This is a genomic window from Chitinophaga rupis, from assembly GCF_900109685.1.
GTDB classification, from domain to species: Bacteria; Bacteroidota; Bacteroidia; order Chitinophagales; family Chitinophagaceae; genus Chitinophaga; species Chitinophaga rupis.
This window is the reverse complement of sequence record NZ_FOBB01000004.1, coordinates 245,481-259,228: the sequence shown is the minus strand read 5'-3', so window position 1 is coordinate 259,228 and position 13,748 is coordinate 245,481. Positions and strand designations below refer to the sequence as shown.

At 48.6% G+C, this 13,748-nt stretch carries 10 protein-coding genes; 4 read left to right on the top strand and 6 right to left on the bottom strand.

Annotated elements, in window-relative coordinates:
• Positions 1-322 precede the first annotated feature (322 nt).
• Complete coding sequence (locus tag BMZ54_RS17940) at positions 323-1,147, top strand: M57 family metalloprotease (protein WP_202909282.1); 825 nt, start codon at positions 323-325, stop codon at positions 1,145-1,147.
• 217 nt (positions 1,148-1,364) lie between these two features.
• Here BMZ54_RS17940 and BMZ54_RS17935 read toward each other — a convergent pair whose 3' ends face one another.
• Together BMZ54_RS17935 and BMZ54_RS17930 are read right to left on the bottom strand one after the other, a co-directional pair.
• Positions 1,365-2,264 carry a class I SAM-dependent methyltransferase gene (locus BMZ54_RS17935; protein WP_089914864.1) on the bottom strand — a complete coding sequence of 300 codons (900 nt, stop codon included), beginning with the start codon at positions 2,262-2,264 and terminating at the stop codon, positions 1,365-1,367.
• Between the two features lie 188 nt (positions 2,265-2,452).
• Positions 2,453-4,000 carry an acyl-CoA mutase large subunit family protein gene (locus BMZ54_RS17930; RefSeq protein ID WP_089914861.1) on the bottom strand — a complete coding sequence of 516 codons (1,548 nt, stop codon included), beginning with the start codon at positions 3,998-4,000 and terminating at the stop codon, positions 2,453-2,455.
• Positions 4,001-4,169: 169 nt separating this feature from the next.
• Here BMZ54_RS17930 and BMZ54_RS17925 point away from each other — a divergent pair, with 169 nt between their 5' ends.
• Complete coding sequence (locus BMZ54_RS17925) at positions 4,170-5,045, top strand: M23 family metallopeptidase (RefSeq protein ID WP_162277594.1); 876 nt, start codon at positions 4,170-4,172, stop codon at positions 5,043-5,045.
• Between the two features lie 18 nt (positions 5,046-5,063).
• On the opposite strand, the gene BMZ54_RS33175 is transcribed toward BMZ54_RS17925, so the two are convergent.
• The 4 genes from BMZ54_RS33175 to BMZ54_RS17905 form a co-directional block, all read right to left on the bottom strand.
• On the bottom strand, positions 5,064-5,585 hold the full coding sequence (locus BMZ54_RS33175) for a DUF7935 family protein (protein ID WP_202909281.1): 522 nt from the start codon (positions 5,583-5,585) through the stop codon (positions 5,064-5,066).
• A gap of 150 nt (positions 5,586-5,735) precedes the next feature.
• Complete coding sequence (locus tag BMZ54_RS17915; protein WP_089914852.1) at positions 5,736-6,929, bottom strand: pyridoxal phosphate-dependent aminotransferase; 1,194 nt, start codon at positions 6,927-6,929, stop codon at positions 5,736-5,738.
• A 152-nt stretch (positions 6,930-7,081) separates the two neighbouring features.
• Positions 7,082-7,795 (bottom strand): DUF4397 domain-containing protein, encoded by a 714-nt coding sequence (locus BMZ54_RS17910; RefSeq protein WP_089914849.1) that lies wholly within the window; start codon positions 7,793-7,795, stop codon positions 7,082-7,084.
• Positions 7,796-7,852: 57 nt separating this feature from the next.
• Positions 7,853-9,046 carry a serine hydrolase gene (locus tag BMZ54_RS17905; RefSeq protein ID WP_162277591.1) on the bottom strand — a complete coding sequence of 398 codons (1,194 nt, stop codon included), beginning with the start codon at positions 9,044-9,046 and terminating at the stop codon, positions 7,853-7,855.
• Between the two features lie 178 nt (positions 9,047-9,224).
• Between BMZ54_RS17905 and secDF the strand changes: the two genes are divergently transcribed.
• On the top strand, positions 9,225-12,434 hold the full coding sequence (gene secDF / locus BMZ54_RS17900; RefSeq protein ID WP_089914843.1) for a protein translocase subunit SecDF: 3,210 nt from the start codon (positions 9,225-9,227) through the stop codon (positions 12,432-12,434).
• A 279-nt stretch (positions 12,435-12,713) separates the two neighbouring features.
• Positions 12,714-13,745 (top strand): sensor histidine kinase, encoded by a 1,032-nt coding sequence (locus BMZ54_RS17890; protein WP_162277590.1) that lies wholly within the window; start codon positions 12,714-12,716, stop codon positions 13,743-13,745.
• Positions 13,746-13,748 lie beyond the last annotated feature (3 nt).

Sequence of the window (13,748 nt, the reverse complement as noted above, 5' to 3'; positions counted from 1 at the left end):
AGAACGAACCGGCACAACCAGGATCTAAATTGAAAACAAGCAAAATCTGAACCAGAGCGTTTTAGCACAAATTTTATTAGAGCAAGATCTGTTAAACCCGGAGCATTAATTTCCGGAATTTTTATTGGTGAAAATTGAAACTTAACTGTAAGTGCAGGAACCGTTTTTCCTTCACTTTTTATCTTTCATTATTCACAGGTTTTACATTTATCCGAACCCGTTAGTGCCTGCATATTTGCAGCCGCTATGGCTATGCTATTAAATAAGATATACTATGCATGAGCAAATCAATCCAATTATCCAAAACCCAAAATCCACATTTATGTTCAAACAAGTAACCCGTAGCCTCATGGGCTGCCTGATGGCAGGCGCATTGTTTATTTCCTGTCAGAAGGACAATGCGGGCACAGAACAACAACAAAATCAAAAGATCTCCCAGGATGTGCTGCAAAAGATCAGCAACAAAGGTTTCAGCACAGCTGATGTACACAAAGTAACAGGCGGTTACCTGGTAGAAGGCGACATTCTGCTGAGCGAACAGGAGCTGGCATCTGTATCCTCTTCTCCTAACCTGCGCATTGCAGAGGTAGAACAGTACCGCACCAACAATCTTGTAACCGGCTTACCCCGCGTGATCACTATCCGCGTAACCGGTTTAACCCAGCCCTTTATTGATGGCACTGACCTGGCCATTTCCCGTTACAACGCACAGGGCTTGCAGCTCACTTTCCGCCGCGTTACCAGCGGTTCTGCCAACATCACCATCAGTGGTTTTAATCAGGGTCCCAGCGGTGGTTTCATTACACTGGGTTCTTCCGGTTTTCCCACCAATAGCGGCAATCCGTATAACTCTATCAGCATGAACACCAATGCAGCTGCATATGGCTCTAACCCGAATGTAAACTATGTTGGCTCCGTAATACAGCATGAATTAGGCCATTGCATTGGCTTCCGTCATACTGATTATATGAACCGTGCTTACAGCTGCGGCAGCGGTGGTAACGAAGGTTCTGCCGGTGTAGGCGCTATCCACATTCCCGGCACTCCCACTGGTCCGGATGCAGGTTCCTGGATGCTGGCCTGCTCTAACGGCGGCAACCGTACTTTTAATTCAAATGATATAATTGCGTTGAATTACTTGTATTAATTGCAGCAGAAAGCAGAAAGCAAAAAGCGCAAAGCAGAAAGCATAAAGCATAAAGCTGAATGCGTAACATGTAAACACAATATGCATAGTTTATAAAGCAAAACGCTGATTGCGGAAATATTCCGGTCAATCAGCGTTTTTGCTTTAGCAGAAAGCTAAAAGCTAAAAGCATAAAGCTGACTGCCTCGTATCCATACGCTCCAATCAGCTTTATGCTTTACGCTTTCAGCCTGCACTCGTACACAATCGAACTACACCTATCCGTCTCCTTCAGCGCTTTGCGGTAAGAAAGAAATCCGTTCCAGCCCCCGGCTATCAGGCGGCCGTGGCCTGTTTTGTATTTTTCGCTTAGCAGGCTTACATAGAACGCATCAAACACCATGGGGTGTTTTTTCACGATCTTCAGGTTATGCTGTTCCAGTAATTGCTGCATGGCAGCAGGGGAGAAGTGGTACAGGTGGCGCGGTACATCATATGCTGCCCAGGCCGGGCCATAATGGGCTGCATCGGGGGAGGTATAGTTGGGCACTGCTATCAGCGCAGCGCCTTCCGGCTTTAATAAAGTACCGATCTGCTGCAGGTAGGCATGTACCTCGTGCACATGCTCCAGCACATGCCACATGGTAATGGCGTCAAAGCTGGCCGGCGGCAGGGAAAACAGCTGCTCCACCGGTTGCGCCGTTACCTTATAGATCTTTTGTGCATTCTTCCTGGCCTGTTCATCCGGTTCCAGGCCGCTGGCCTTCCAGCCGTTCTGCTGCATATAGTGCAGAAAAGCGCCCGTGCCGGAGCCAATATCCAGCAGCTCGCCCTGTTTAAGGCCGGTAGCGGCTTTTACCCAGTTGGCTTTAGAGCGTAAGGTGATCTTTCTAACGCTGTGGTATAAACGATTGATCAGGCCCTTGCGGGTTTCTGAGTGGCTGATATATTCCTGCGACTGGTAATAGCGGCCAATACGGCTGCTGGTTGGTACATTTTGTGTAAAACGCCCGGTACACTGGCCGCATTGCCATACTTCAAACTTTTCCCCCGATACGGTATAATCCTGTGCGGTAAGTACCTCTCTGATGTTGGGCGACCCGCAAAGCGGGCAGCTGTTATAGTAGATTAAACTCATGCGCTAAAATAAAGCAAAAGTAAAAAGGCAAAAGTAAAAAAGTAAAAGGCAAAAAGTAAAAGTAAAAGTAAAAGTAAAAAGGCCTGTTTCCAATCTCTTCACATACAAGCCTATCCAAATCTGCATCCCAACGATTCCAATCTCCGCTGCATTCCAATTTTTAATTTTTACTTTTTTACTTTTAATTTTTAACTCCGGTATTCCCCCCACACCTTTCTCAGCGTATCCGCAATCTCTCCCAGGGTGCAGTAGTTCTCCACAGCCGTTACTACCAGCGGCATCAGGTTATCGCTGCTGCGGGCGGCGGTTTCCAGTTGTTGTAGCAAAAGCTGTACCTGTCCGTTGTCCCGCTTGGCACGCAGCGCCGCCAGGCGGTCGCTCTGCACTTTGCGGATGCTGTCATCTATCCGGAATATATCCGGCGAGCCGGTATCCTCCATGGTGAACTTATTCATTCCCACAATCACCTTTTCGCCCCTTTCTATCTGCTGCTGGTACTGGTAGGCGCTGCGGGCTATTTCTTCCTGCACAAAACCCTGCTCTATGGCGCTTACGGCGCCGCCCATGGCATCTATCTTCCCTATCAGCTCCCAGGCGCGGGTTTCTATTTCATTGGTCAGCGCTTCCACGTAGTACGATCCGGCCAGCGGGTCCACCGTATCAGCTACGCCGCTTTCATAGCCTATGATCTGTTGGGTGCGCAGCGCAATACGGGCTGCTTCCTCGGTGGGCAGGGAAAGGGCTTCGTCAAAACCATTGGTATGCAGGGATTGGGTGCCGCCCAGTGTGGCGGCCAGCGTTTGCACGGCTACCCGTACAATATTATTATGCGGCTGCTGCGCCGTTAAGGTGCTGCCCCCGGTTTGGGTATGGAAGCGCAGCATTTGCGCCTTTGTATCTGTTGCGCCCAGTGACAGGGTGATGTTGGCCCACATACGGCGGGCTGCCCGGAATTTGGCCACTTCCTCAAACAAATGGTTGTGCGCATTAAAAAAGAAGGAAAGGCGCTGGGCAAATACATTTATATCCAGCCCCTTATCCAGCGCGGCTTTCAGATAGGCCTTGCCGTTAGAAAGGGTAAAGGCCAGCTCCTGCACGGCATTGGCGCCGGCTTCACGTATGTGGTACCCGCTGATGGAAATGGTGTTCCATTTGGGCACCTCTTTGCTGCAATAGGCAAAAATATCAGTGATCAGCCGCATAGAAGGCTGGGGCGGATAAATAAAAGTACCTCTCGCGGCATACTCTTTGAGTATATCATTCTGTATGGTGCCGGATATTTTTTTCAGGTCTGCGCCCTGTTTTTTTGCCAGGGCTATATAGAGCGCTAATAAGATAAAACCGGTGGCATTGATGGTCATGGAGGTCGAGATCTGTTCCAGTGTAATGTCTTTGAACAAACGCTCCATGTCTTCCAGGGAGTCAATAGCCACGCCTACTTTACCTACTTCGCCTTCCGCCATCGGATGGTCGGAATCGTATCCTATCTGGGTAGGCAGGTCAAAGGCCACGCTTAAACCCATAACACCTTGTTGCAGGAGATAATGATATCTTTGGTTGGATGCTTCTGCGGTGCTGAAACCTGCGTACTGCCGCATGGTCCAGAGCTTGTCGCGGTACATGGAGGCGTGTATGCCGCGTGTGAAAGGGAACTCGCCCGGTAATTCCTGCATAGCTACCGGTTGCGTATATACCGGTTGTATGGTGATACCGGCATCTGTAACGTGTTTTTCCATAAACAATGTTACATAATTTTACTGATGTGCTGATATGTCAATACATCGGCAATTGGTTCATACCTTTGTCAGCACATAAGCTATTGGCACCTTAGCACATTATATTTATATGTTCATTTACGGAATCCTGTCACTTAGTCTGGCATTAGCGTTATTAAGCCTGTATTTCATGTTTAGGGCCACCGGAAAACCCTTCCGTTATGGCTGGTCCCAGGGGCTGCTGGCACTCTCCCTTGGTTTGTTCATTTACCTGTATGGCACCTGGGTGTACCTGACGGTACATGCCAAATATGTGTTTGGTGTGCTGCTGTTATTATGCCTGTTATCCGCACTGGTACGCAGCAAAAGCACAAAAGCCAGGCCGCCGCGTGCCTGGAAAAGAGCTATGTCTTTATTATGGGTGGGTATTCTTGGATTCCTCTGTATCACCTATTTCACCGGCACCACCGGTTTAAAGCAAAAGCGCGTAGAGCTGGCTTTTCCGCTGAAAACAGGCCGCTATTTTGTATTACAGGGAGGTAAAGGCCTGCCTACCAACCTGTTCCACTTCAGCCTGCGGGGCGCCATTTATGCAATGGACATTGTAAAGCTCAACAGCTGGGGCGGCCGCGCCAACAAAGTGTTCAGCAGCCGGCTGGAGGATTATGAAATATTCAACGACACTATTTATGCGCCCTGCAGCGGCCGTGTGCTGCGGGCCTACAGCGATAACCCGGATAACATTCCGCCTAACATGGACCGCGGTCCGCAAAATACCAACCAGGTGCTCCTGGAAACTGATTCCAGCTACATTTTCCTGGCACATATGAAAAAGGGCAGCGTGGTGGTACATGAGAATGAATGGGTGCAGCAGGGGCAGGCGCTGGGCTGCGTAGGTAATTCCGGCTTCAGCTCTGAACCGCACCTGCATATTCAGGCGCATGCCAAAACCAGCAAGGATACGCCCTGGTACATGGGCGAGCCTTTATATATTTCCTTTAACGGAAGAGGATACCTGTTGTATGAAGTGATACGCCCGAAACGGGTGAATATGGTGAAGAAATAGTAATTCGTAATCAGAAGATCATCTCATGATCTTCTTCGCCTCTCCGTTCAATATCTGGCTGGCCAGCTCTGAAGGCGACTCTCCGGCCTGCAGGAAAGCTTCCAGTATAGGGCGGTTCAGCTCTTTGGCCGGCGCATCGGCCGGTAACTGGGCCGAGATCTGGTTAATGAGCGTAATGGTTTGCTCTTTCAATGTTTTCACGGTTTCCCAGGCAGCGGGCGATACATAGATCTGCTGGGAAATGTTATGATCAAATTCAGCTTTAATAGTTTGTATCAGTGCTATCTGCATATCTACCACCGTCATTTCCTGCATATACAGGCGGCTGATGAGGCTTTGCGGGTTAATACGCTCTACCAGCAATACCAGGCGCTCATAGGCCTGTAACTGTAAAGGCAGTACGGCAGCGCTGGCGCCCGGGTTAGGGGCCGCAGCCGGTTCATCCTTCTTAGGTTTGATCAGGTCTTTGATGGTCATATAGATCAGCGCAATAGCGCCAATGGTAATTACAATATATAGCAACGTTTGAGTAGAAGGCATGTAGCAGCAATAATTTTCACGCAAATATATATAATTAATTTGCAAATGTGCAAATATGCAGGTCTGCAATGAAATAGCTCAAATGATACAGCATTCAATCCCACCAAATCATCAATCCATCTGCACCTTTGCAGATCTGCACATTCCCCATTACTTCAATTTTCCCAATCCTTCAGCCATCCTTTTCACCCCTTCTGCCAGCTTTTCCATGCTGTTGGCATAGGAGATACGGATACAGCCCGGCTGCTGAAAGGCAGCGCCGGTTACTACAGAAATATGGAATTTATGCAGGAGGTACATGCAGAGGTCATCCGCATTCTTCACGGTAGTTCCGTCGTAAGAAGTGCCAAAAAAGGCGGTCACATCCGGGAACATATAAAAAGCGCCTTCCGGTTCAATCACTTTCAGGCCGGGAATATCAGACAGTGCTTTGTAAATGAATGCGCGCCTTTCCTTAAACTTTGCTACCATGGCCATGGCAGATGTTAGCTCGCCGGTAAGGGCGGTAATGGCTGCCCGCTGGGTAATAGAGCAGGTAGCAGAGGTGAACTGGCTTTGGATCTTATCCGCAGCCTTGGCTATAGCAGGAGGTGCGGCCAGGTAACCCAGGCGCCAGCCCGTCATGGCAAAACCTTTGCTTAAACCATTAATGATAATGGTGCGGTCCTTCAGGTCGCCGAACTGCGCTATGCTTTCATGTTTGCCTACATAGTTAATGTATTCATAGATCTCATCGGCAATAATGAACACCTCCGGGTGCCGGGCAAATACTTCGGCCAGGGCCGCCAGCTCTGCTTTGGAATACACCGCTCCGGTTGGGTTGCAGGGGCTGGAGAACATAAACAGCCTGGTGGCAGGCGTTATAGCGGCTTCCAGCTGCTCCGGCGTGATCTTATATTTATTCTCAATGCTGCAGGGCACAAATTTTACTACGCCCTGGCAAAGCTTTACCAGTTCTGAATAGGTAACCCAGTAAGGGGTGGGAATGATCACTTCGTCGCCCGGGTTTACAATACTCAGTACTGCATTGGCAATACTTTGTTTAGCGCCGGTAGATACCACGATCTGCTCCGGCGTATATTCAAGCCCGTTATCCCTTTTTAATTTGTGTGCCACAGCCTGGCGCAGATCCGCATAACCGGCTACCGGTGTGTAGTGGGTAAAACCTTCGTCAATAGCCTTTTTGGCTGCATCCCTGATATGTACAGGCGTTTCAAAATCCGGCTCGCCTATGCTCAGGTCTACAATGTCTATACCCTGTGCTTTAAGCTCACGGCTCAATTTGGCCATCTTAATGGTCTCAGGCTCGGATATCCGGGATAATCTTTCTGCGAGTTGTGTCATAGAATAAATGATAGATTGACCCCGGCAAACCTACAGCAAAAAAGTGAAAGCAGCACAATATTAGTAGATGGCATAAATGAAAATGGGCCGAACATTTGTTCAGCCCATTATTGCCATCAATTAAATTTGTCTATACTGGTTGCAATGCTGCATTAGCTATGCTGTATGATACCTACGCTCAGCTTGCGTGCATCGGTAGGCGCATTTTTTTCGCCCTTCAGGTAAATAGTGTAAGGGTAACCTACGCTCAGGGGTACGTTATCTTTCTGTGCAATTACAGAATCTTTACCGGGTGCTTTTATTTTAATAGATACGTTACCGCTGCCGGTAGCATCTGTAGTGGTAAAGGCACTGTAAAAACCGCCCTGGCCTGCGTAGTTCACATTGCTGGTCAGCTTAGTGTCGTTAATGAACAGGTCTACGGGGCCTATGCTGGGGCTCAGGTTATAAAAACGGTAATTCACTTTAGAGGTGCTGGTGGCAGAGTAATCATCATGCACTGCAGTCAGTGACGCGCCGGTAGTAGCATCTCCATGCAGCAGCAGGGTATAGCTTTGCAGGGAATCATACAGGTTTGTATTTTCTTTTATGATACTATCCACGCCACTTTTCTTGAAAGTAAATACGTGCGGGCCTCCCACTGCACTGTAAGGTGCAACAAAATCAAAAGCCAGCGCTGTTGAATTCAGCTTAGTGCCATTGTCAAATACATCCAGGGTTAAGCTGGTGCTGTAAGCGCCAATGAACCAGAAGTAGGCTTGCGGCCGTTGCGGCTGCACAGGGTCTGATTTTAAACAGGCGGTAAATCCGGTTACGGTCACAACGAGGGCGGCTATTGCCCATAAACGATACTTTTTAGTCCTCATCACACTGATTGTTTTTATTGATTTTTAAGTGTTAGCAGTTTATAATAGTTGATAGTCTTAATATTTATAACGCGAAAGATCCGGCAGGTATTTTCTTTTCCGTTGTAGTTCATGCTGATAAAGTACCTGGCCTAAAGCCTCCATAAATGGTTTTCCTGTTTTGTTAAACTGATAGTTGCTGCCAATGATGCCGTCTTTATTTACATATACCGTGGCTGCCACCATAAATTCCACCTGGTGGGAAAAGTCCGCAATATAGGCCACATCTGTTAAATATCCATAAGCCCATCCTGGCTTGTTGAATATACGGATGTAGGGTGGTATTTGCAGCCGCCGGTCGCCGCCATACAACAGGAACTTTACTTTGGCCGGGTAAAACTCCGTGGAATCATAAGCCGGGTAGGCTGTTTCCGTTGGGTACTGCGACATGCAGCGGTACAAAAACCGGTAATCATCTTCCGTTAAACGGAAACGGCGGCTTTTTGTTACAGATTCCGGAAAAATTAAGCTCCTCAGGATCATATGTACATCCGGCAGGGAAAGGCGGTTCCTTTTGGAAAAGTTCATGGGCCGGGGTACCAGCACTTTATTACGGTCATAAAATGCCCTGCCCGCACTGTCATGCCGGGGGCTAAAGGCCAGCTGGCTGTACTGGTCCGGCTGCCGGTACACTTCCTGCCCCTCGTGTATAAAATACATGGCATTGGTATGCCGGTTACTATCGGGTGGCAGAAAACCCACACCTGTGCGGGTACGCAGCTGCGCATGCGTGTACCCCATCTGCCACAGGCGCTCATTCATGGTCTCCATACCCACAAACTCATACAGGCGGTTAAAGGCGTCATTATCACTTACCAGGAATATCTTTTTAATGTAATGGGCAATGCTGGCCTGGCCGTTGGCGGAAGTAGGGTCCTCATACACCGCCGTACTTACGCCGGGCAGGCTGTCTATATACATAGGTGTGTTGCGGTCCAGGCCGGGAATATGCAAGTCGTTCAGCTTTTCCAGGGCCAGCGCTGCCCCGGGCAGCTTTACGGTAGAAGCAGGGTAAAAATACCGGCTGGTATCAACATGGTAGTAATAGTCCCGGAAATGGGGGCGGTTATGTGCATCCCGGTCTATTCGGGTGTAAATGATCTGCAGCTGAAAGCTGTCGGGGTACGCAAATACCGGTCCCAGCCGCTGCGCATTGGCCTGTAAAAGGGTATCTAAAAAATTATCTGTTGCAGGATAATGGCGGGTTTGCATATATTTGTCAGTGTTGCAGGCAGCCAGAATCATTAAAAGGATACAGAAACAACGCATAGCTCAACAGATTGGATCTACAAAAAATAGCACGAAAGGCCCATGCTGGACATGACTTTAATATATCAATTTAAATTCTATCTTTGCAACTCTTAAAAAAAATTTATAAACCCGAAAGAATATGCAACTAAAGGGACTGGTTAGAATTTTTGCGGCGGCGCTGATCCTTATATCGCTGTACCAATTGTCCTTTACGTTCCTGGTGCGTAACTACGAAAAGAAAGTAGTAACGCAGGCCAAGAACGATGTGACCAAGCTGTATCCTACACCTGAACAGAAATATCCGGGTAGCAAAGAGCAACAGGCTTTTTACCAGGATAGCCTGAACGACCTGGTTAAACTCCGCAGACAGGAAATCCTGGACAGCGTGAGCAACAAGCAGATCGTAGGTTTTCCGTGGTATGTAACCTATACCAAAGCAAAAGAAAGAGAGCTGAACCTGGGTCTTGACCTGCAGGGCGGTATGAACGTGGTGCTGGATGTAAGTGTGGAAGATGTGATCCGTTCCCTGAGCGGCCAATCCAAAGATCCCGCTTTTAATAAAGCCCTGGAGTTAGCCCGTCAGCGCAAAAAAGCCAGCCAGTCTGATTTCGTATCCCTCTTCGGTACTGCATATGAAGAAGTACAGCCCAGCGGACGCCTGGCCAGTATCTTCGCCAATGCCTACGAAAAAGATCTTACTTTCAACTCTACCAACCAGCAGGTGCTGAACGTGATCCGTCGCGAGGCCAATGCTGCTATCAAGAATACTTACCTGGTACTGCAAAAACGTATCGATAAATTCGGGGTAGCACAGCCTAACATCAGCCTGGATGAAAATAAAGGCATTATCTCCGTGGAACTGGCTGGGGTTGACAACCCTGACCGTGTAAGAAGATACTTACAGGCCAGCGCCAACCTGGAATTCCGCGAAACTTACAAGAACAACCAGGAATTTGTAGTAGGTGTGCTGCAGCCGGTTAACGATGCGCTGAAAGCCGCCCTGGGTGGTAAGAGCGCCGCTGATACCACTGCCGCTAAAAATGATTCTGCCTTACTGGCATCCAGCGATACCGTAAAAGGCGCTGCAGCCGGTAAAGATGATACCACCAAAACCGCCAGCCTGGATAGCTACCTGGCTAAAGACAGCAGCGGTAAAGGTAAAGGTAAAAAAGCCGATTCTGCCCAGACCCAGGCGCAGCTGGAACGCGATTTTGCTAAAACAAACCCGCTGTTCTCTGTAATGCGTCCTTATATTTCCCAGGACGGACAGATCGTACCCGGTCCCATAGTAGGTATGATCCTGCCTAAAGATACCGCTACCTTCCGCCGTTACCTGCAAATGCCCGCTGTAAAGAGCCTGGTTCCCAAAGACCTGGTATTTGTATACGGACAGGAAAATAAAGCAGACCGCAATGGCGCTATGGAAGTATATGCGCTGAAAGTGAACCCTGCTAACCCTGCGCCCCCGGTAAGTGGTGAAAGGGTAGTAGATGCACGCCAGGACTTTGACCAGAACGGCAGTCCTGAGATCAGCATGACCATGGACAACACCGGCGCCCGCGACTGGAAAAAACTGACCGGCCAGCTGGCCCCTACCAACCCGGACGACCGCTCTACCTTTAATTATGTAGCCATTGTACTGGATGGTATTGTATATTCCGCTCCTTCTATCCTGGGTGAGATTGCCGGTGGCCGTTCATCCATTACCGGTAGCTTTACCGTAGAAGAAGCAAAGGATATGGCCAACATCCTGAAATCAGGTAAAATGCCGGCTCCCGCGCAGATCGTATCTGAAGTGGTGGTTGGGCCTACCCTGGGTGCAGAATCCATTGCAGCAGGTGCAAAATCTTTCATCATCTCCTTTATAATTATATTCACCCTCATGCTGGTGTATTACAACACCGGTGGCTGGGTAGCTAACATAGCCCTGATCCTGAACCTGCTGTTCACCGTAGGTATCCTGGCTTCCCTGGGCGCTACGCTCACTATGCCTGGTATTGCCGGTCTGGTACTTACCATTGGTATGGCTGTGGATACGAACGTAATTATCTTTGAAAGGATAAAGGATGAGCTAAGCCGTGGTAAAACCTACCAGCAGGCCATCGAGGACGGCTATAAACGTTCTTATGCGCCGGTGCTGGATGGTCACATCACCTCTTTGCTTACAGCTGTTATCCTGTTCTACTTTGGTTTAGGCCCGGTACTGGGTTTTGCCACTACACAGATCATTGGTCTGTTATTGTCCCTGTTCTGCGGTATCCTGGTATCACGTATCGTAACCGACTGGTGGACTAACAAGAAAAGACACTTTGAATACTTTACACCGGTTTCCCGTAAGATCTTCAAGCATGCCAGCTTTGACTTTGTAGGAAAAAGAAAGTATGCATACATCATCTCTGCGGTTGTAATGGTGATGGGCGTTGCATCCTTCTTCCATGGTTTTGACAAGGGCATTGATTTTGAAGGTGGCCGTAGCTTTACCGTACGTTTTGATAAGGCGGTGAATGAAAATGATATACGCAGCGATCTGAAGGGAGTATTTGGTGCAGAACCTTACGTGAAAACCATAGGCGGCAGCAATAACCAGCTAAACATCACTACTTCCTATAAAATAGAAGAACAAGGCTTAGCGGTAGATAAGGAAGTAACTCAGAAGCTGTACCAGGGCCTGAAGAAATACTACGATGCCGGTGTTAGCTATGAAGCGTTTACCTCTAACCGTTATATCGTAGGTTCACAAACCGTATCGCCCACCATTTCGGACGATCTGCGTGCCGGCGCTGTCAAGGCCACGGTATTGTCACTGGTAGTGATATTCCTGTATATACTGCTGCGTTTTAGCAAATGGCAGTATTCTATCGGTACTATCTTCTCCCTGCTGCACGACGTATTGGTAACATTAGCAGTATTCTCTTTCTGTAAAGATATTGTACCCTTCACCCTGGAAATAGACCAGCACTTTATTGCAGCTATCCTAACGGTGATCGGCTTCTCCATGAACGATACGGTGATCGTATTTGACCGTATCCGTGAGTACTTCCGTGAAAAGAAAGGCGGCGACCGCAATACCATCATTAACCGCGCTATCAATGATACATTGAGCCGTACGGTAATGACCTCCCTCACGGTGTTCCTCACCATCCTGATCCTGTTTATCTTTGGTGGTGAAGTAACCCGCGGTTTTGCCTTTGCTATGCTGATCGGTGTGATCACCGGTACTTACTCCTCTATCTTTGTAGCTGCTCCCGTACTGGTTGATTTTGACCGTAAGAACGAGCTGGCAAATGAAAGCGATGTAGTACCCACTACCAACAAAAAAGTAGCTGCACCTGCAGAAGTAAAGAAATAAGAATTCAGCTTGAATGTTTGATACAAGAGGTCCGGGCTAGTACCGGACCTTTTCTTTTGCAGTCCACGGACCACAGACCACGGTCCACCGTCCGTGAATGAAGGTCCTTACTGCTCCTGCCATTTCCCGCAGTAACATTCTCCTCGCACCAGGCCATGGACTGTGGACCATGGACCATGGACGGCGGCAAAGCGCCGCGAACCACATTTCACCCGCACAAAAAGCCGCTTCACCGCCCAAACAAGCAACAATCTCCCCGTTTTTCCTCATTTTTGAATGATGAAACTGGCCGTTGAAAAAAAGATTGTGTTCTATAGCACCCTGCTGGTGACCTTACTGGTGAACCTGCCCAAGATCTGGCAGGTGCGCAATGACAGCTGGATAAATCAATTCACGACCTTCAACCCCTGGGAGTTCACTTTTCAGTTTGCCTGGACCTTCCTCTTCTGCTGGCTGATATTTGAGCTGAACCTGCACTGGTTTCCCAAACTGCGCAAAAATAAGCTGGCCAATACCTACGCCATTTACCCCCTCTGGAACTTTCTGCTGCTCATGATCTTCTGCATTATAGGCATAGGTGTACAACGGCGCTTGTCGGTAGACACCAATCATTTGCCGGTACGGTTTTTCCGGGCTACTTACCTGGCCCGGCTGGCCTTATGTATGGTAGTGGAAATGCTGGTGATCCGGATCATATACCTGCTGCGCGAAGCACAGGCCAAGGAGCTGGAAACAGAGCAGATCAAAAGCCGTTATTTACGTTCGGAGCTGGAGCTGATGAAACAGCAGCTGAACCCGCACTTCTTTTTTAATTCACTCAGCACACTCTCCGGCATTGTAAGGGAAAACCCGGTGAAGGCGCAGCAGTTCATCGGGCACCTGTCGCGTACCTTCCGGAACCTGTTGCAGGAGCAGCAACAGCTGATCCCTTTAAAAGATGAGCTGCAGCACCTGCATTCTTTTACCGAATTATTAAAAATGCGTTTTGAAGAAGGCATTGTAATTACGGTAGAGGTGCCGGCACAATATCATCATCAGCAGCTGCCGCATTTATCTTTACAGCTGCTTGTAGAAAATGCAGCCAAACATAACCGCGCCATAGCTGCGCAGCCCTTAATGGTACAGGTATATGTGGAAGGGGATGAGCTGTGTGTAAAGAATAACCTGCAACCGGTACACTTCCCGCAATCAGGCACCGGCCTGGGTTTGGCCAACCTGAATGAACGGTTTAAGATCCTGCTGAAAAAAGAGATCAGTATTATACGAACGGCAGATAGTTTCCTGGTGAAGCTGCCGCTTACTAATAATTAACAG